This is a genomic window from Streptomyces sp. GbtcB7, from assembly GCF_019091445.1.
GTDB classification, from domain to species: Bacteria; Actinomycetota; Actinomycetes; order Streptomycetales; family Streptomycetaceae; genus Streptomyces; species Streptomyces mirabilis.
Genome location: NZ_JAGXJM010000003.1, coordinates 93,847 through 112,208, shown reverse-complemented (window position 1 = coordinate 112,208; position 18,362 = coordinate 93,847). Strand labels below are relative to the sequence as shown.

Annotated in this window: 15 protein-coding genes and 1 riboswitch; of the genes, 11 read left to right on the top strand and 4 right to left on the bottom strand. The window is 72.4% G+C overall.

Annotation, left to right across the window (positions count from 1 at the left end):
• The first annotated feature begins 3 nt into the window (after nt 1-3).
• From KVT44_RS05795 to KVT44_RS05765, 7 genes are all read left to right on the top strand, one after another.
• Nucleotides 4-1,080 (top strand): ABC transporter ATP-binding protein, encoded by a 1,077-nt coding sequence (locus tag KVT44_RS05795; RefSeq protein WP_217566318.1) that lies wholly within the window; start codon nt 4-6, stop codon nt 1,078-1,080.
• Nucleotides 1,081-1,124: 44 nt separating this feature from the next.
• A complete protein-coding gene (locus tag KVT44_RS05790; protein WP_308313919.1) occupies nt 1,125-2,600 on the top strand; it encodes an HAD-IA family hydrolase in 1,476 nt (491 codons plus the stop codon).
• A gap of 140 nt (nt 2,601-2,740) precedes the next feature.
• Nucleotides 2,741-5,110, top strand: a complete 2,370-nt coding sequence (locus tag KVT44_RS05785; protein WP_217566317.1) for a nitrate- and nitrite sensing domain-containing protein — start codon at nt 2,741-2,743, stop codon at nt 5,108-5,110.
• Nucleotides 5,100-5,570 (top strand): roadblock/LC7 domain-containing protein, encoded by a 471-nt coding sequence (locus tag KVT44_RS05780; RefSeq protein ID WP_099923803.1) that lies wholly within the window; start codon nt 5,100-5,102, stop codon nt 5,568-5,570. Before KVT44_RS05785 ends, KVT44_RS05780 begins: the two co-directional genes overlap by 11 nt.
• Nucleotides 5,571-5,577: 7 nt before the next feature.
• Nucleotides 5,578-5,958, top strand: coding sequence for a DUF742 domain-containing protein (locus tag KVT44_RS05775; protein ID WP_308313918.1), 381 nt, complete (start codon nt 5,578-5,580; stop codon nt 5,956-5,958).
• A 252-nt stretch (nt 5,959-6,210) separates the two neighbouring features.
• Nucleotides 6,211-6,999, top strand: a complete 789-nt coding sequence (locus KVT44_RS05770; RefSeq protein ID WP_217566316.1) for a carbon-nitrogen hydrolase family protein — start codon at nt 6,211-6,213, stop codon at nt 6,997-6,999.
• A gap of 58 nt (nt 7,000-7,057) precedes the next feature.
• On the top strand, nt 7,058-8,752 hold the full coding sequence (locus KVT44_RS05765) for an NAD(P)/FAD-dependent oxidoreductase (protein ID WP_099923805.1): 1,695 nt from the start codon (nt 7,058-7,060) through the stop codon (nt 8,750-8,752).
• A gap of 40 nt (nt 8,753-8,792) precedes the next feature.
• On the opposite strand, the gene KVT44_RS05760 is transcribed toward KVT44_RS05765, so the two are convergent.
• Nucleotides 8,793-9,725: a TIGR03619 family F420-dependent LLM class oxidoreductase gene (locus tag KVT44_RS05760; protein WP_099923806.1), complete on the bottom strand. Its 933-nt coding sequence runs from the start codon at nt 9,723-9,725 to the stop codon at nt 8,793-8,795.
• A 58-nt stretch (nt 9,726-9,783) separates the two neighbouring features.
• The gene (locus KVT44_RS05755) at nt 9,784-10,488 is read right to left on the bottom strand and encodes a DUF5995 family protein (protein ID WP_217566315.1); all 705 of its coding nucleotides are present in this window, start codon (nt 10,486-10,488) and stop codon (nt 9,784-9,786) included.
• A gap of 214 nt (nt 10,489-10,702) precedes the next feature.
• On the opposite strand from KVT44_RS05755, the gene KVT44_RS05750 reads away from it, so the two are divergent.
• Nucleotides 10,703-11,821, top strand: coding sequence for a glycoside hydrolase family 6 protein (locus KVT44_RS05750; RefSeq protein ID WP_217566498.1), 1,119 nt, complete (start codon nt 10,703-10,705; stop codon nt 11,819-11,821).
• Here KVT44_RS05750 and KVT44_RS05745 read toward each other — a convergent pair.
• Complete coding sequence (locus KVT44_RS05745) at nt 11,803-13,197, bottom strand: uracil-xanthine permease family protein (RefSeq protein ID WP_190173407.1); 1,395 nt, start codon at nt 13,195-13,197, stop codon at nt 11,803-11,805. The two genes, KVT44_RS05750 and KVT44_RS05745, sit on opposite strands and share 19 nt — an antisense overlap.
• Before the next feature lie 121 nt (nt 13,198-13,318).
• Here KVT44_RS05745 and KVT44_RS05740 point away from each other — a divergent pair, with 121 nt between their 5' ends.
• Together KVT44_RS05740 and KVT44_RS05735 are read left to right on the top strand one after the other, a co-directional pair.
• Nucleotides 13,319-14,584, top strand: coding sequence for an alginate lyase family protein (locus tag KVT44_RS05740; RefSeq protein WP_217566314.1), 1,266 nt, complete (start codon nt 13,319-13,321; stop codon nt 14,582-14,584).
• A 99-nt stretch (nt 14,585-14,683) separates the two neighbouring features.
• Complete coding sequence (locus KVT44_RS05735; protein ID WP_217566313.1) at nt 14,684-15,145, top strand: thioesterase family protein; 462 nt, start codon at nt 14,684-14,686, stop codon at nt 15,143-15,145.
• On the opposite strand, the gene KVT44_RS05730 is transcribed toward KVT44_RS05735, so the two are convergent.
• On the bottom strand, nt 15,105-16,316 hold the full coding sequence (locus KVT44_RS05730) for an MFS transporter (RefSeq protein WP_217566312.1): 1,212 nt from the start codon (nt 16,314-16,316) through the stop codon (nt 15,105-15,107). The genes KVT44_RS05735 and KVT44_RS05730 overlap by 41 nt on opposite strands.
• 120 nt (nt 16,317-16,436) lie before the next feature.
• On the opposite strand from KVT44_RS05730, the gene KVT44_RS05725 reads away from it, so the two are divergent.
• Nucleotides 16,437-17,657 (top strand): ROK family transcriptional regulator, encoded by a 1,221-nt coding sequence (locus KVT44_RS05725; protein ID WP_217566311.1) that lies wholly within the window; start codon nt 16,437-16,439, stop codon nt 17,655-17,657.
• Nucleotides 17,658-18,124: 467 nt separating this feature from the next.
• Nucleotides 18,125-18,255: riboswitch (FMN riboswitch) on the top strand.
• Nucleotides 18,256-18,362 lie beyond the last annotated feature (107 nt).

Here is an 18,362-nt window from a genome sequence, read left to right as displayed (position 1 = left end):
ACCATGACCGTCACCACGCTTGAGAAGGCCGCCGACGCCAAGGCCGCCACCGTTGAATTCCGGGGCCTTCGACGGGAGTTCGGCCCGACCGTCGCCCTCGACGGCCTCGACCTGACCGTCCGTCCCGGCGAACTCCTCGCCCTGCTCGGCCCCTCCGGCTGCGGCAAGACCACCGCGCTGCGCATGCTCGCCGGGTTCGAACACCCCGACTCCGGCGAGGTGCTGGTCGACGGCGAGGACGTCACCCGGGTCCCGGCCCACCGCCGCGACGCGGGGATGGTCTTCCAGTCCTACAGCCTCTTCCCGCACCTCAGCGCCCTCGACAACGTGGCCTTCGGGCTGCGGATGCGCAAGGTGCGTACCGCCGAACGGCGTTCCCGCGCGGCCGAGTTGCTCGACCTCGTGGGCCTCGCCGACAAGGGCGAGCGGTTCCCGCACCAGCTCTCCGGCGGCCAGCAGCAGCGCATCGCGCTGGCCCGCGCGCTCGCCCTGCGTCCGCGCGTGCTGCTGCTCGACGAACCTCTCTCCGCCCTGGACGCCAAGGTGCGGCTCACCCTGCGCGAGGAGATCCGCCGACTTCAGCAGGAACTCGGCATCACCACGCTGTTCGTGACGCACGATCAGGAAGAGGCGCTGTCCATGGCGGACCGCGTCGCCGTGATGCGGGCCGGGCGGCTCGAACAGTGCGCCGCGCCCGCCGAGCTGTACGGGCGGCCCGCGACCGCCTTCGTCGCCGAGTTCGTCGGCACGATGAGCCGGATTCCGGGGCGGCTGGACTCCGGCGTGGCCGAGGTGCTCGGACAGCGGCTGCCGGTCGACGGGGACGCGCCCGCCGCGACCGAGATCGACGTGCTCGTACGCCCCGAGGCGGTGCGGGTACGAGCCGACGAGGCCGGGACCGCGCGCGTCGTCGCCAGCGCCTTCCTCGGCGCCGCCACCCGTGTCACCGTCCGGCTCCCGGACGCCACCGAGGTCAAGGCCGACCTGCCCACCCACGAGGCCGCCGGGCTCGGCTCGGGCGCCGCCGTGACCGTGAGCCTCCCGGAGCGGCCGGTACTGGTCGCCGAGCGCACGCAGTGACCGACGCATCCCCCACTGAGTTACGCCGAGTGAAAGAGAGCACCGTGACCCTCCGCACCACCTCCCCCCACCTCCCCCTCCAGGCCGTCCTGTTCGACATGGACGGCACGCTCGTGGACACCGAGCGGCTGTGGTGGGAGGCGGTGGAGCAGGTGGCCGACGGGCTCGGGCGCCGGCTGACCGGGGCCGACCAGCCGGAGGTGCTCGGCCGGCCCGTCGAGTACACCGCCGCCTGGCTGGGCGGGATCACGGGCGCCGAGGTGGGGGAGATCGCCACCGAGCTGCACCGGGAGTTCGCGCACCGGGTCCGCACCGGCATCGTGCCCCGCCCGGGCGCGCTGCGGCTCCTCGGCGAACTGGTCCGCGAGGGTGTCCCCACCGCCCTCGTGACCGCGTCGCCGCGCGCGGTTGCCGACACTGTCCTCGCGGCCCTCGGCGCCGAACACTTCGCGGTCTCCGTCACGGCCGACGACACCGAACGCACCAAGCCCGCCCCCGACCCCTACCTCGCTGCCTGCCGCGCCCTCGGCGTCGATCCCGCCGCGTGTGTGGCCGTGGAGGACACCGAGACGGGTGTGGCGTCCGCCGAGGCCGCGGGGTGCGCCGTGCTCGCCGTGCCCTCGCTCGCGCCGATCGACTCCGTACCCGGACGCACCGTCCTGACCAGCCTGGAGGAGGTGACCGCGGCCCGGCTGCGCGCCATGGTCGCGCCCCGCGAGCTGCGGGTGATGAGCTGGAACCTCTGGTACGGCGGGACGAAGGTCGACGACCACCGCGAGAAGCAGCTCAAGGTCATCGCCGGGACGGGCGCGGACGTGGTCGGCCTCCAGGAGACGTACGGCACCTCGGCACAGGAGCTCGCCGAGGCCCTCGGCTGGCACCACCACCGGGCCGGCGAGAACCTCGGCGTCATCAGCCGCTACCCGATCACCGCCCGCCACGGCGACCCGGACGTCGGCTTCTACGGCGGCACCGGAGTGCGCGTCCGGCTGGACGGCGGCCAGGAGGTGGACGTCTGGAGCGCCCACCTCGACTACACGCCGTACGGCCCTTACGAGGCCCGCTTCGACGGGCTCCCGGCGGCCGAGCTGATCGCCCACGAGGGCGTCCGGCTGGAGCAGATGCGGGAGATCCTGCGGCGGATCACCGAGTCCGCCACCGAGGCGGTCCCCGTGGTCCTGGTCGGTGACTTCAACGCGCCCTCGCACCTGGACTGGCCGGACGTCGAGTGGCCCGTGACCAGGGCCGCCGAGGAGGCGGGCCTGCGCGACTCCTACCGCGAGGCCCACCCCGACCCCGTGCGGGAGCCCGGACACACCTGGTCGCCGGTCCACGTGGAGCACGAGGACGGCAGCGGGCGGCCCGAGCCGCAGGACCGGATCGACTTCGTGCTGCACCGGGGGCTGACGGTGCTCGACTCCCGGGCGCTCGTCACCGGCACCCCGCGCCCCTGGCCCGAGGTCGCCGGCAACGACTGGCCCTCGGACCACGCCGCGGTCGTCACCACCTTCGCCGTCTGAACCGAGCGACGGTCCAGGAAACCATTGCGGTGCGGGCGCGCCATCACGTAGGTTGATCCGCGCCCGCTACCAGCGAGTAACACCGATGGGTAACCAACCGTCGCCCGGCCACCCGACCGTCCTGTCGTCCTGGGGAGTCCATGCGCTGGTCCTTCGGCCGTCCCACCACGGTCCGTACGCGCATCGTGGCGCTCGCGCTCGCACCGGTGGTCGCCCTCATGGTGCTGTGGAGCTTCGCCATGGTGTCCGTCACCGGCGAACTGCGCGCGCTCGTCCGGGTCCAGGGGGTGTACGACGACTTCGGGACACCCGTCGACACGGCGGTCGGCCAGATCCAGATCGAACGGCGGCTCGCGGCCGCCTACCTGGGCGCGGACCACGGCACGGCGGCGGCCCTCGACCTGATGGAACAACAGCGCCGCACCGACCGCGCCGTGACCGCCCTGCGGACGGCGATCCGGGACGGCGACCGCGGGCGGCTCTCCGGCAGGCAGCGGCAGGTGCTCGACGCCGTGCTGCGCTCCTTCGACGGGCTGGAGGGGCTGCGGGAGCGGGTGCTGTCCCGCGCCATCAGCTGGGACCGGGCGGTCACCGAGTACGGCGCCCTCGTGGAGCCGGGCTTCGACGTCCAGTCCGCCCTCACCGCGCTGCAGGCCGGACAGCTCGCACGCGAGGCCCAGGTCGTCATCGAGCTGGTGCGGGTGAGGGAGTTCGTCTCGCGGGAGGACGCCCTCGTCGCCGGGGCGCGAGCCGCCGGATCGCTCACCGACCGCCAGTACGACACGCTCACCGCGACGATCGAGGACCGCCGGGTCTTCGAGCGGACGTATGTGCCCGACCTCCCCGCCGACTCGCGCGCCCTCTTCGAGGAGTTCCAGCGCGGCTCCCTGTACCGGGAGCTGACCCGGGGTGAGGACGCCCTGCTGCGGGCGGGCGCACGGAGTGCGGGGGAGGCCGTCGCGGCCGGCTCCTGGCGCACCACCACCGACCGGGCCGTCAAGCGGTACATGCAGCTGTGCACGCGGTCGGCCGTCAACTCCGCCGAACGCGGACGGGCCTTCGCCTACCGGGAGCTGGCCAAGGCGGCGATCGTCGGTGTACTCGGACTCGCCGCCGTGGGACTGTCCCTGTGGTTCGCCGTGCGCGGCGCCCGGCGCATCTCGCGCCGCCTGGAGACCCTCCGGGACGCCGCCGACGTCCTCACCACCCGCCAACTGCCCGACGTGATGCGGCGGCTCAGCGCGGGCGAGGACGTGGACGCCGCCACCGAGGCACCGCCCCTGGCCGACGGGGAGGCGGGAGCCGACGAGATCGGCCAGGTCGGCCGGTCCTTCAACACCGCCCGCCTCGCGGCCGTCGAGGCCGCCGTCAAGCAGGCCACCCTGCGCCGCGGGCTGTTCGCGGTGCTCCTCAACATCGCCCGCCGCAACCAGGCGCTCGTCCACCGCCAGCTCAAACTGGTCGACACGCTGGAGCGGCGCACCGAAGACCCGGACGTCCTGGACGACCTGTTCCGGATCGATCACCTCACCACCCGGATGCGGCGCCACGCGGAGAGCCTGATCATCCTCTCCGGCGCGGCGCCCGGCCGCAGATGGCGCAGGCCCGTACCGGTCGCCCGCGTGGTGGCCTCCGCGGTGGGCGAGATCGAGGAGTACGCGCGCGTCGTGGTCCCGCCGATGCCGGAGGTGGGCGTGGCGGCGGACGCCGTCGCCGACGTCGTCCATCTGATCGCCGAACTCGTGGAGAACGCCACCGTGTTCTCACCGCCCCACACCCAGGTCACCCTGCGCACCGGGCGGGCCGGGGGCGGGTTCGTCCTGGAGATCGACGACCGGGGCCTTGGTCTCGAACCCGAACAGATCGAGGAGGCCCACCGCACCCTCACCACGCCGGACGACTTCGACCCGACCCGGCACGACCGGCTCGGGCTGTACGTGGTGGGTCGGCTCGCCGCACGGCACGGCATCGAGGTCACGCTGTGCCGGTCGCCGTACGGCGGCACGACGGCGGTGGTGCTGCTGCCGGAGGCGGTCCTCGCGCCGGTCGACCCCGAGCGGCCGGAGCCGGCGGCGGACACGGACCCGCGGGCACTGCCGTCGCGCACCTCCCGGACCTTCGAGACGTCCCGGACCTCCGAGACCTCCCGGAAGGGCACCGCGGTCCTTGAGAAACAGCGGGAGGCATCTGACCATCACACGGACCGTGCAGAGAAACAGCCGGAGGCACCTGAGCGGCACGCGGACCGTGTGCCGGAGAGCGCTCCCGCCGCGAGCCCGCCCGCGCTGCCCACCCGCGTCCGGCAGACCTCCCTCGCCCCCGAACTGCGCACCGAGGGCCCGGCCGCCGACGAACCGTCGGAGCGCGAGGCCACCCCCGAGGAGGTCCGCGCGGTCTTCGGCGCCTTCCAGCGCGGCCTCGACCGCGGCCGCAAGGGCCTGCCCACCGGGTCCGGATCCGAGCGGCGAACCGACACCGAGGAAGGGACGGACGCCGACGATGCTCCGTGACCAGACCCCCGAGCACTCCGACCGGGCCTCCGAGCCCCAGGGCAGCACCCCCGAACCGCCCGGCACGGACCTCGGCTGGCTGCTCGACGACCTCGTGGCCAGGACCGACCACGTCCGCCAGGCCGTGCTCCTCACCGCCGACGGCCTCCCGCTGAGCTGCTCGGACGGCATGCGCCGACGGGACATCGAGCACCTCGCCGCCGTCTGCTCCGGCTTCCACAGCCTGGCCCGCTCGGCCGGTGAACGCTTCGCCGCGGGGGAGGTGCGCCAGACCATGGTGATGCTCGACGACGCCTACCTCTTCATCACCCCGGCGGGCGACGGCAGCCGGCTGGCCGTCCTGAGCGAGGTGCAGACGGACGTCGGACAGCTCGCCCACGAGATGGCGCTGCTGGTCCGCCGCGTCGGCCGCCACATGGCCGCTGCCGTACGGTCGGCCGCCGACCCCGCGGGCCCCTGACCCGGCCGTGACCGACGACCACTGGTACGAGGACGAGACCGGGTCGATGGTGCGGCCCTACACCGTGACCCGGGGCCGGACCCGGCCCTCGGACCGGCACACGATCGATCTGATGTCGCGGGTCACCGCCCTGAGGACGGACGGGGGCAGGCCGGGTGTCGACCACGCCGGCGCCGCCCTGCTGGCCCTGGTGCGCCACGGACCCCGGCCGGTCGTCGAGCTCGCCGCCGACGCCGACCTGCCCCTGACCGTCGTACGCGTGCTGCTCGGCGATCTGGCCGAGGCCGGTCTCGTACGCATCGACGCGCCGCGGCGGCCGGAACCGGGCGGCCCGGCGGCTGACCCCGAGCTGCTGCGCGAGATCGTGGAGCGACTGCGCGCGCTGTGAGAACGGGACGCGGGCCGGGCGGCCGGGACGGCTCGTCACGGCGAGGTCGCGACGGCGCGTCACGACGTCTGTGACCTGCGCCTCAGGGGTTTCGGGCCCCGTCCGAGGGCGCGCAACGAATCGCCGCCGGAGGCGGGGCGCACGCAACGATTCGTCCACCGGCGCGCAACGGCTCCTCCTTGTCCCCCCGAGCCCCCCGCCCGTACCGTCTAAGCAGCCCCCGACACCCCTCCGTACCCGTGAGGACCACGCATGCGCACAGCCCTGCTCCAGAGCTCCGGCCGCCCCGGCTCGGTCGTCGAGAACCTGAAGGTCCTCGACGAGGCCGCGGGCCGCGCCGCCGCTGCCGGCGCCGGGCTCGTGGCGGCGCCGGAGATGTTCCTCACCGGGTACGCGATCGGCGACGACATCGCCCGCCTCGCCGAGCCCGCCGACGGGGACTCCGCCGACGCGGTCGCCGAGATCGCCACCCGCCACGGCGTCGCCGTCGTCTACGGCTACCCCGAGCGCGAGGGCGAGACGGTCCACAACTCCGCGCAGCTCATCTCCGCCGACGGCACCCGCCTCGCGAACTACCGCAAGACCCACCTCTTCGGCTGCTTCGAGCGTGACCACTTCACGCCCGGCGAGCAGCCCGTCGTCCAGGCGGACCTGAACGGCCTCCGCGTCGGCCTCATGATCTGCTACGACGTCGAGTTCCCGGAGAATGTCCGGGCGCACGCCCTCGCCGGCACCGACCTCCTCGTCGTGCCGACCGCGCAGATGCACCCCTTCCAGTTCGTCGCCGAGTCCGTCGTCCCGGTGCGCGCCTTCGAGAACCAGATGTACGTCGCGTACGTCAACCGGGTCGGCCCGGAGGGCGAGTTCGAGTTCGTCGGACTGTCCACGCTGGCCGGCCCCGACGGGATCGCCCGTTCCAGGGCCGGACGCGGTGAGGAACTCGTCCTCGCCGACGCCGACCCCGACTTCCTCGCGGCCTCACGCGAGGCGAACCCGTATCTGAAGGACCGCCGCCCCGGCCTCTACGGGTCGCTCGTCTGACACCCGGCCGCCCCCGGCGCCTCCCCTCACCAGCTTTCCCGCAAGGAGTCCGTACCCCATGACGTCCACGGTGCCCACCGCCGTCCAGCACGCCGACGCGCAGCAGCCGCCGATCACCATGTTCGGCCCGGACTTCCCGTACGCGTACGACGACTTCCTCGCCCATCCGGCGGGCCTCGGCCAGATACCCGCGACCGAGCACGGCACCGAGGTCGCGGTCATCGGCGGCGGCCTGTCCGGCATCGTGGCCGCCTACGAGCTGATGAAGATGGGCCTCAAGCCCGTCGTCTACGAGGCCGACGAGATCGGCGGTCGCCTGCGGACCGTGGGCTTCGAGGGGTGCGACCCGTCGCTCACCGCCGAGATGGGCGCCATGCGCTTCCCGCCCTCCTCCACCGCCCTCCAGCACTACATCGACCTGGTGGGTCTGGAGACCCGGCCGTTCCCCAACCCGCTCGCGGAGTCCACTCCCTCGACGGTCGTCGACCTCAAGGGTGAGTCGCACTACGCGACCACCGTCGACGACCTGCCGCAGGTCTACCGCGACGTGATGAACGCCTGGAACGCCTGCCTCGAAGAGGGCGCCGACTTCTCCGACATGAACCAGGCCATGCGTGAGCGCGATGTGCCGCGCATCCGCGAGATCTGGGCGAAGCTCGTCGAGAAGCTCGACAACCAGACCTTCTACGGCTTCCTCTGCGACTCGGACTCCTTCAAGTCCTTCCGGCACCGCGAGATCTTCGGCCAGGTCGGCTTCGGCACGGGCGGCTGGGACACCGACTTCCCGAACTCGATCCTGGAGATCCTGCGGGTCGTCTACACCGAGGCCGACGACCACCACCGCGGCATCGTGGGCGGCTCCCAGCAGCTGCCGCTGCGCCTGTGGGAGCGCGAGCCGCAGAAGATCGTGCACTGGGCGTACGGCACCTCGCTCGCGAAGCTGCACGACGGCGCCCCGCGCCCGGCCGTGACCCGGCTGCACCGCACGGCGGGCAACCGGATCACGGTGACGGACGCGAACGGCGACATCCGCACCTTCAAGGCGGCGATCTTCACCGCCCAGTCCTGGATGCTGCTCTCCAAGATCGCCTGCGACGACTCGCTCTTCCCGATCGACCACTGGACGGCGATGGAGCGGACCCACTACATGGAGAGCTCCAAGCTCTTCGTGCCCGTCGACCGGCCCTTCTGGCTGGACAAGGACGAGGAGACCGGGCGGGACGTCATGTCGATGACGCTCACCGACCGCATGACCCGCGGCACCTACCTCCTCGACGAGGGCCCGGACAAGCCCGCCGTCATCTGCCTCTCGTACACGTGGTGCGACGACAGCCTGAAGTGGCTGCCGCTGTCCGCGAACGAGCGGATGGAGGTCATGCTGAAGTCGCTCGGCGAGATCTACCCGAAGGTCGACATCAGGAAGCACATCATCGGCAACCCGGTGACCGTGTCCTGGGAGAACGAGCCCTACTTCATGGGCGCGTTCAAGGCCAACCTGCCCGGCCACTACCGCTACCAGCGCCGCCTGTTCACGCACTTCATGCAGGACGCGCTGCCCGAGGACAAGCGGGGCATCTTCCTCGCCGGCGACGACATCTCCTGGACAGCCGGCTGGGCCGAGGGCGCCGTACAGACCGCCCTGAACGCGGTCTGGGGCGTCATGCACCAGCTGGGCGGGGCGACCGACCCGACCAACCCCGGGCCCGGCGACGTCTACGACGAGATCGCGCCGGTGGAACTGCCCGAGGACTAGGACAGGTCCTAGCCGGGCCGGCCTTCGTGGGGCGGCCCGGTCAGATTCCGGCCGCCCGCGCCGCCGTGTACACCTCGGCGGCCAGGTCCTTGAGCTCCTCGGCGTCCCGCGGGCCGTCCTGGAGGTCGACGAAGTACTCGTCGAGGCCGATCTCGGCGTAGGGCACCAGGTCCGACACGATCTGGTCGACGTTGCCCTGGAAGGGCTGGCGGTCCGCGCCGTCGTAGGCCTTGGCGGAGTAACGCGTGTTGATCCGTGCCACCGACTGGATCGGCTCGGTGCGCCCGCGCTCGGCCGCGAAGTCCTGCACCTGCCGCCACTGGGCGGCGAGTTGGTCGGCGCCGCCCTGGGCGACGGGCTGCCAGCCGTCGCCGCGGTCCACGAGCCGGGTCAGCGCCTTCTTGCTGAAGGCGGGCAGCAGGATCGGGATCGGCCGGACCGGCTTCGGGGCGACCACGGCCGACTCGATCTTGGTCAGGCGGCCCTCGTACGACACCGGGTCCGGGCCCCACACCGCGCGGCACACGTCGAGGACCTCGTCCAGGACCTGGCCCCGCTCCTCGAACGGCGCCACGCCCGCCGCGGCGTACTCGTCGAGCGACCAGCCGGTACCGAGACCGGCCACGACCCGGCCGCCGCTCGCCGCGTCCAGTGTGGCCAGGGCCCTGGCCAGCTGGAACGGCCCGTGCAACGGGGCGACCAGGACGCTGGTGCCCAGCCGCGCCCGCCGCGTGGCCGCCGCGGCCAGCGTCAGGGTCACCAGCGGCTCGGCGACGCCGCGGTACAAGTCGGGCCAGGGCAGGTTCGGGACGCCGTACAGCCCCTGCGTGGCAGGGTCCGGGAACAGAGCGCGCTCGAACACCCACAGACTCTCGTAGCCGATCTCCTCAGCCGTGCGCGCCACGTCCGGGACGTCACGACCGATGTCGAACTGGCGTGTTTGAGGAAGACTCAGACCCAGCCGAGCAGCCATGCTTGTGCTCCTTCGCATTCGGCATTTGAATCGTGAACGTATCGCGTACGAGGGTGAGTTACGTGCCGTACGCGGTGATATGGCCGGATCGGTCCCCCAAGGGCGTGAGCAGTATCCGGCCCGCCAGACCGACCGCGGCGCCGAGTCGGTCGGCGAACTCCTCGGCGAGGTCGGGGAGTCCGCGCAGCGCCCACAGGGCCCGCGCCGCCGACCAGGCCGCGTCGCGGGCCCTCTCCAGGCTCCACGAGCCGAGGAGATGGGTGAGCGGATCGGCGATCTGGAGGAGGTCGGGGCCCGGCATCAGATCTTCGCGGACGCGCTCCTCCAGCGAGACGAGGAGGTCACCCACGCGCTCGAACTCGTCCTCCAGATCGGCTGGTTCGCAGCGCAGCGTACGACAGGTGTCCACGACGGCGAGCGCCAGATCGTGTCCGATGTGCGCATTGATGCCCGCGAGCGCGAACTGCAGCGGGCGTACTCCCGGATGGCGCCGGAACTGGAACAGCGGGCGCCAGCAGGCGGGCGGGGACCCCTCCTCGGCCACGCGCAGATAGCGCTCGGCGAAACGTACATCCAGCGAGACCGCGGCCTCGCCGTCCGGGAAATCCCCCGCGTCCAGGCGCCGTTCGACCTCCTCCGTGACGGTGAGGTAGACGCGGTTGAAGACCGCGATTCCGTCCCGCTCCGGCAGGGTCGCCGCCAGGGTGCGCATCCGGGAGGCGACCGCGTCCACGGGGGTGGTGAACTGTTCCAACTGCGTCATGGGGGCAGGTTCCCAGCCCTAGGCTGACCGCAGTCGCCGCCTGGCCGGGCACATCCCCAGAACGGGGGAACACGCCCGTGTCGGGAGGCGCGGATGTGGCCGGGAGTGGCGCAAACGTGGTGGGAACCGGGGGGAGCGGTACGTGTCAGGCTTACGTGCGCAGCGCCTGGCCGCACGCAGGGCCGAGCACCGGCGGGCGGCCCGGCGCGCAGCCATGGTCGCGGCGGCCTCGGTGGTCGTGGCGGTCGGCGCGGTGACGGGGATGATGTCCGCCCTCGACCGCGAGCGCCCCTCCGACGACGCCCAACCGCTGGTGACCCGCTCGCCCGGCCTCCGCCCGCCGCCCGCCGTACCGACTCCCTCCCCGCCCGGGACCTCCGCCGCGCCGTCCCCGTCCCGGCACTCCCCGTCCCCGAAGCCGAGCCCGACGCCCTCCCCGAGCAGGAAGGAGCCGACGACCGTGGCAGCCCCCGCCCTGCTCTACAGCCACCCCGACTCCCAGGTCCTGGACTGGGTCGCGTCCCACCCCGGCGACCACCGGCGCGCGGTCATCGAGTCCCGGATCGCCGACCGCCCGGCCGCCGTCTGGTTCGCCGACTTCACCCCCGCCACCATCACCGCGCGGGTCAGGGCGGTGACCGCGGGCGCCGCGGCCGAGGGCCGGGTCCCGGTCGTCGTGCCGTACGCCATCCCGCAGCGCGACTGCGGCGGGGCCTCACAGGGCGGCGCACCCGACCTCGCCGCGTACGACGACTGGATCGACGACTTCGCGGCGGGCCTCGGCGAGGACGAGGTCATCGTCATCCTGGAGCCCGACTCGGTCGCCCAGGCCGGCTGCCTCCCCGCGACCGACCGGGCCGCCCGCTTCGCCTCGCTGGCCCGCGCCGGCCGCGTCCTCAAGGCCGCCGACCCCCGGGCCCGCGTCTACTACGACGCCGGCCACTCCGCCTGGAACCCGGCCGCCGAGCAGGCCGCGCTCCTCGCACGGGCGGGCGCCGCCTCGGCCGCCTCCTCCAACGGTGTCTTCACCAACGTGTCCAATTTCCACCGTACGAGCGACGAGATCGCGTACGCCCGGCAGGTGCTGTCCGCGCTGGGCGGCCCCGCGAGCCTGGGCGCCGTCATCGACACCAGCCGCAACGGCAACGGCGCCCCGGCCGACGGGGAGTGGTGCGATCCGGCGGGCCGGAAGATCGGCCGGGCGCCGACCCTGAACACCGGGGAGGCCAGGATCGACGCCTATCTGTGGGTGAAGCTGCCGGGGGAGTCGGACGGGTGCAAGGGCACGCCTGGAACGTTCTCGGCGGAGTACGCCTATGAGCTGGCGCGCTGATCGTCCGGCTCGTCGTACGAGGATGTGCCGGAGTCCAGCAGCGGCCCCTCGGTCTTGAGGTGGGCCGGGGCCATCGCCCGCAGCGCGTGGTACCCGGTGATCACGACGAGCGTGCCGAGCGCGATGCCGCTGAGCGAGAAGTTGTCCGTGAACTTCAGGGAGACGCCACCGACGCCGATGATGATGCCCGCGGCGGCCGGCACCAGGTTCAGCGGATTGCGCAGGTCGACCCGGGCGTTGAGCCAGATCTGGGCGCCGAGCAGGCCGATCATGCCGTAGAGGATGACGGTGATGCCGCCGAGCACGCCGCCCGGGATCGCGGCCACGATCGCGCCGAACTTGGGGCAGAGGCCGAAGAGGAGGGCGAAGCCCGCGGCGGCCCAGTAGGCGGCCGTGGAGTAGACGCGGGTCGCGGCCATCACGCCGATGTTCTCGGAGTACGTGGTGTTGGGCGGGCCGCCGACCGCCGTGGAGAGCATCGAGGCGACGCCGTCCGCGGAGATCGCGGTGCCCAGCTCGTCGTCCAGCGGATCGCCGGTCATCTCGCCGACGGCCTTGACGTGCCCCGCGTTCTCGGCGACCAGCGCGATCACGACCGGCAGCGCGACGAGGATCGCCGACCACTGGAAGGACGGGCCGTGGAAGGACGGCAGCCCGATCCAGTCCGCCTTGCCGACGCCGGAGAGGTTCAGCCGCCAGTGGTCGGTGAGCTTGCCGCTCGCGTCCACCGAGTGGATCTTTCCGAAGATCCGGTCGAAGACCCAGGAGGCCGCGTATCCGAAGACCAGGCCCAGGAAGATCGCGATCCGGGACCAGAAACCGCGCAGGCAGACGATGGCCAGACCGGTGAGCAGCATGGTGAGCAGGGCCGTCCACTGGTCCTGCGGCCAGTACGTGGACGCCGTCACGGGCGCCAGGTTGAAGCCGATCAGCATGACGACGGCGCCCGTGACGATCGGTGGCATCGCGGCATGGATGATCCGCGCCCCGAACCGCTGCACGGCCAGGCCCACCAGGAACAGCGCGACGCCGACGACGAACACCGCGCCGGTCACCGTGGCGCTGGTGCCGCCCTGCGCGCGGATCACCGCGGCGACGCCCACGAAGGAGAGCGAACAGCCGAGGTAGCTGGGCACCCGGCCGCGGGTGGCGAGCAGGAAGATGACCGTCGCGAAGCCGGACATCATGATCGCGAGGTTCGGGTTCAGACCCATGAGCACGGGTGCCACGAACGACGCCCCGAACATCGCCACCACGTGCTGGGCGCCGAGCCCGATCGTGCGCGGCCACGAGAGGCGTTCATCGGGGCGGACAACCGCTCCGGGCGCGGGCGTCCGCCCGTCGCCGTGCAGTTTCCAGCGCACGCCGAGGTCCATGGTGGGTTTCGCTTTCTTCGTACGTGAAACTTTGTCCGGACCATTGTCACGGGTACCTGGCGGTTCTACGCTCGCACGGTCTTACTCATGAACTGCGTTCACGTTTCTGATCGGAGGCTTGATGAGTGCAAGACCCCGTCTGGCTGTCCTCCTCGCCGCCGTGGCCACCATCGCGGCGGTCGTCGTCCCCTCCGCCTCGGCCCACGCGGCGCCGAAGGCCCCCCGGACCGCCGTCCTCGACGGCACCCGGCTCCAGGAGACCCGGCAACGCCTCGACCGCGGCGATCCCCAACTGAAGCGCACGCTCAAGGACTTGACGGCCCGCGCCGACAACTGGCTGCCCCAGGGCCCCTGGACGGTCGTCGACAAGCCCAAGCCCGCCCCCGGCGGCGACGTCCACGACTACCTGAGCCAGGCTCCGTACTGGTGGCCCTCCCAGCCGAAGACCGCCGACAACCCCTGGGGCTGCCCGTACGTCCAGCGCGACGGCCAGCGCAACCCCGAGGTCGACACCGGCACCGACCGTCAGGACGTCGAGAAGGTCTTCGACTCGACGTACGACCTCGCGCTCGCCTGGTACTACACCGGCAGGAAGCAGTACGCGGAGAAGGCCGCCACCGTCCTGCGCACCTGGTTCCTCGCCCCGGCCACCCGGATGAACCCGAACCTCGACCACGGGCAGTTCATCCCCTGCAAGTACGACGGCCGGGCCATCGGCATCATCGACTTCTCGCAGTCCTACACCAGCGTCCTGGACGCGATCGCGATCCTGGAGACGGGCGCCCCCGGCTGGTCGAAGAGCGACCGCACCGCCATGCGCGCCTGGAACACCGACTTCCGCGACTGGCTGGAGAACAGCGCCTTCGGCGGCGAGGAGGGTGCCGCCAAGAACAACCACGGCACCTTCTACGACATGCAGCTCGCCGCCCTGGCGTACGCGACCGGCGACGAGGACCTCGCCCGCCGGACCGTCCTCGGCGCGGAGTCCAAGCGGATCGACCCGCAGGTCGCCGCGGACGGCAGCCAGCCCCAGGAGCTCACCCGCACCCGCAGCTGGCACTACTCGACCTTCGACCTCGTCGCCTACACCCGCCTCGCGGCCATCGGCCGGCACGTCGGCGTGAACCTGTGGCGGTACACGGGGCCGGACGGCCAGACCCTGGCCAAGGCGGTCGACTATCTGCTGCCCGCCGCGACGGGCGCCGCGCCGTGGCCCTACCCGGAGCTGGAGTTCCACCGCTACGCGGCGAGCGACATCGTGCACGCGGCGGCCGACGCGGGGGACCGGGCGGCCCAGGCCGCGGTGGTGAAACTGGAGACACCGCCCGGCGGCGACCTGTGGACACTGCGGCCCGCCGCCGAGCAGCTGGACTCGATCGCCGGCTGACCTGAAGGCATACGAACACCCTGATCAGGGGCTCCTGAGCGGCCGCTTAGGATGGGGGTGTCCCCACCATCCCCACCGGCACCCTCAGGAGCCCCGCCCGTGACCGCCGAAGCCCCCGCAACCCCCGCCCTCTCCTACGGGCGGCTCCTCCCCGTCACCGTCCACTTCGACGACCTGGACGCACTCGGCCTGCTCCACAACGCCCGCTACCCGGTCATGGTCGAACGCGCCTGGACGGCCCTGTGGAACGACCAGGGCTTCCTGGCCTACGAGGGCGACTGGGAGGCGGCGGGCGACTTCTGCAACGCCGTCAAGGAACTGCGGATCAGCTACGAGGCCCCGATCAACCGCCCCGGCGAGTACGCCGTCCACCTCTGGCTGGAGCGCCTGGGGAACACCGGACTGACGTACGGCTTCCGCTTCTGCTCGGCCGACGGCGCGCTCACGTACGCGCACGGCACGCGGGTCCTTGTCAGGCTCGACGCCGCGACGCTGCGTCCCACGCCCTGGAGCGACCGCTTCAGGGCCGTGGGTCGGGAACTGCTGCGGGTGCGGGACTGACCTTGGGCCGGTCGCGCTCACCCGCGCGCAGCACCCCCGCGAACGCGGCAAGGCCACACGCCAGCACCGTGACCAGCCCGAACGACACCACCAGGCTCGTCGCCTGCGCCAGCGTGCCGATCGCACTCGGCGCGACCAGGCCGGAGGTGTACGTGATGGTGGCGACGCCCGCGATGGCCTGACTGGGGTTGGGGCCGCTGTGCCCCGCCGCCGCGAAGCAGAGCGGGACGACGACCGCGATGCCGAGACCCATCAGGGCGAAGCCGCTCATCGCCACGGCGGGGTGGTCCGCGACGACGACGAGCAGCCCGCCGAGCACGGCGAGACCGCCGCCGGCCCGCACCGTGCGCACCGCGCCGAACCGATTCACCACCGCGTCGCCCGCGAGCCGGGCCAGCGCCATGGTCAGCATGAATCCGGTCGTCGACGCCGCCGCGAGACCGGCCGAGCTACCCAGTTCGCCCTTGAGATAGACCGCCGACCAGTCCAGGCTGGCGCCCTCCGCGAACACCGCGCAGAAGCCGATCGCGCCGATGAGCAGGGCGGACTTGGGTGGCAGCGCGAAGCGCGGTGGCGGGGCCTCGTCCTCGGCCGGTCGCAGGTCGAGGACCCACTGGCAGGCGGTGAGACCCAGGACCGTCAGGACCCCGGCCGCCAGTGCGTGGTGCAGGCGCGCATCCGAGCCGAGGTGCGCGGCGAGGGTGCCGCCCGCCGAGCCGACCAGGGCGCCCGCGCTCCACATGCCGTGCAGCCCCGACATGATCGACTTTCCGAGGCGGCTCTCGATCTCGACGCCGAGCGCGTTCATCGCCACGTCCGCCATGCCCGCCGACGCGCCGTAGACGAAGAGGGCCGGGCACAGCGTGTAGATGTTCGGCGCGAGGGACGGGAGGATCAGCGACAGCGTCCACAGGGACAGCAGCCCGCGCAGCGCGGTACGGGCGCCGAAACGGTGGCTGATCCGGCCCGCCAGCGGCATCGCGACGGAGGCCCCGATCGCCGGGAACGCGAGGGCCAGTCCGAGCTGGCCGGTGCTGACGGACGCGTGGTCCTGGATCCAGGGGACACGGGTCGCGAACGAGCCCGTCACCGCTCCGTGCACCGCGAAGACGGCGGCCACGGCATACCGCGCCCGCTTCACCTCACGCAGGTCGTAGACCATGTAACCCATCTTTCCCGCCCCTCCAGGCTTCGCTCCCCGCGCTGCCGCCGTAAACTATCAGGAACCCTGCCTGATAGATAGATGATTTACTGGCCACCGACTGAGCGACTGATCTGGGAGGATCCCGGCATGCCCGCATCACCGAGCACCGCCCGGGCCATCAACGACCGCGTCGCGCTGCGCCTGCTCCAGCAGGAAGGCCCCCTGACGGCAGGGCAGTTGAAGCAGCTCACGGGACTGTCCCGGCCCACCGTCGCCGACCTCGTCGAACGCCTCACGGCCGCCGGACTGATCGAGGTGGTGGGGGAGTCGGGGGAACAGCGCCGCGGCCCCAACGCCCGTCTGTACGGGATCGTCGCCGACCGGGCCCATCTCGCCGCCCTCGACGTCCGCACCGAGGGTGTCTCGGTCGTCGTCTCCGACCTCCTCGGCAGGGAACTCGCCCGGGCGTCGGTGCCGATCGCGGACGACACCGGCACCGGGCCCGCCGTCGAGCAGGCGGTCACGCTGGTCGAACGCGCGGCCAAGGAGGCCGGGGCGGAGCGCCTGCACACGGTCGGCGTCGGAGCCCCCGGCCTCATCGACCCCGCCACCGGCGAACTCCGCGACTCCTCCGGCCTGCCCGAGTGGCACCGCCGCCTGGTCGCCGCCCTCCAGGAACGGCTGCCCGCCCGCGTGATCGTCGAGAACGAGACGAACCTCGCCGCCCTCGCGGAGCAGCGTGACGGCGCCGCCCGCGACCGCGACACGTTCGTCCTGCTCTGGCTCGGCCACGGCACCGGTGCGGCCGTCGTCCTCGACGGCAGACTCCGTCGAGGGGCGTCCGGTGGCACGGGCGAGATCGGCTTCCTGCCGGTACCGGGCACGTCGACGCTGCCCTCGGCGACGGACTGCGAGGGCGGGTTCCACTCCCTGGCGGGGTCCGCCGCGATCGCGGAACTCGCGGCCCGCCACGGGTTGGTGGCGACAGCGGTGTCGCCCGGCGAACCGGAGGCGGCGGCGCTGGTGAGGCAAGCGGTGGCGACCCTTTCCTCCCCCGCTCCCTCCCCTTCCCCTTCGGCTTCCTCCGGAGCCGACCGCTTCCTCTCCGCCCTCGCCGACCGCCTCGCCATCGGCGCGGCGTCCGTCGTGGCCGTTCTCGACCCCGGGTGCGTGGTGCTCGGCGGTGAGGTGGGGCAGGTGGGCGGGGAGGTACTGGCCACGCGGGTCGGCGAGCGACTCACCCGGATGTCCCCGCTACCGGTCGAGGTGCGCGCGAGCGCGCTGGGCGGCGGCGCGGTACTCCGCGGAGCCCTCCTGACGGCCCGAGAATCAGCCCAGGACGACCTCTTCGCACCGCGCTCCCGGTAACCCGGCCTGAAGACGCGCGCCCCGCCAGGGGCGCGGGGAACTGCGCGCCAAGCCCCCACCGGCCGACGGCCAAAGAGCTTCGGGCGGGCGGGGAATCGGGGCGAAGCCCCGCCCGAGGGGCGCGGGGAACTGCGCGATCAGCCCCACCCGCCCGCAGCCCAAGACTCCCCGGATGGGGAGACCCGGCGGCGGGGCAAGGGCCTCCGTCACCGCCGCCGGGTCGCTCAAGGGGCGAGTGCGACGCCTCGGCTTCGGCAAACCATTGATCATGGACCTTAAGAGGACTAGACCAGGGTGGTCAATGGGTACGGACCAAGGGACGATCGCGTCAAGCGTGAGGGGTCTCGCGGGAGTTGACCTCCCGCGACGCGCCGGAGAAGTCCATCCGGACGACCTGTGAGGCACCCCACAGACGTTCGCCCGCATGGACGTGGATCAGACGTGGCACACTGATGCTGTACCAGAAGCAGCGCACTCCGGGGTCGGTGAAAGTCCGAACCGGCGGTTATAGTCCGCGACCCGGTCGCTTCCAGCGGCCGGTTGACCAGGTGAAATTCCTGGACCGACGGTTAAAGTCCGGATGGGAGGCAGTGCGCGGCGGGCGGGCATTCGTGCGCGCTGCCGTTTGTTTCGGCGCGTCCTTCGGGACGTGTCGCCCCATGCGGCTCGCTCCCGGTGTCGCAGTCCGCTCATTCTGTCGTCATC

What these genes read in the sequence shown, in the direction of transcription:
- KVT44_RS05795 (WP_217566318.1), top strand. Translation starts at nt 4, where the DNA reads ATGACCGTCACCACGCTTGAGAAGGCCGCCGACGCCAAGGCCGCCACC.
- KVT44_RS05785 (WP_217566317.1), top strand. Translation starts at nt 2,741, where the DNA reads ATGCGCTGGTCCTTCGGCCGTCCCACCACGGTCCGTACGCGCATCGTG.
- KVT44_RS05780 (WP_099923803.1), top strand. Translation starts at nt 5,100, where the DNA reads ATGCTCCGTGACCAGACCCCCGAGCACTCCGACCGGGCCTCCGAGCCC.
- KVT44_RS05770 (WP_217566316.1), top strand. Translation starts at nt 6,211, where the DNA reads ATGCGCACAGCCCTGCTCCAGAGCTCCGGCCGCCCCGGCTCGGTCGTC.
- KVT44_RS05765 (WP_099923805.1), top strand. Translation starts at nt 7,058, where the DNA reads ATGACGTCCACGGTGCCCACCGCCGTCCAGCACGCCGACGCGCAGCAG.
- KVT44_RS05760 (WP_099923806.1), bottom strand. Translation starts at nt 9,725, where the DNA reads ATGGCTGCTCGGCTGGGTCTGAGTCTTCCTCAAACACGCCAGTTCGAC.
- KVT44_RS05755 (WP_217566315.1), bottom strand. Translation starts at nt 10,488, where the DNA reads ATGACGCAGTTGGAACAGTTCACCACCCCCGTGGACGCGGTCGCCTCC.
- KVT44_RS05750 (WP_217566498.1), top strand. Translation starts at nt 10,703, where the DNA reads ATGGTCGCGGCGGCCTCGGTGGTCGTGGCGGTCGGCGCGGTGACGGGG.
- KVT44_RS05745 (WP_190173407.1), bottom strand. Translation starts at nt 13,197, where the DNA reads ATGGACCTCGGCGTGCGCTGGAAACTGCACGGCGACGGGCGGACGCCC.
- KVT44_RS05740 (WP_217566314.1), top strand. Translation starts at nt 13,319, where the DNA reads ATGAGTGCAAGACCCCGTCTGGCTGTCCTCCTCGCCGCCGTGGCCACC.
- KVT44_RS05730 (WP_217566312.1), bottom strand. Translation starts at nt 16,316, where the DNA reads ATGGGTTACATGGTCTACGACCTGCGTGAGGTGAAGCGGGCGCGGTAT.
- KVT44_RS05725 (WP_217566311.1), top strand. Translation starts at nt 16,437, where the DNA reads ATGCCCGCATCACCGAGCACCGCCCGGGCCATCAACGACCGCGTCGCG.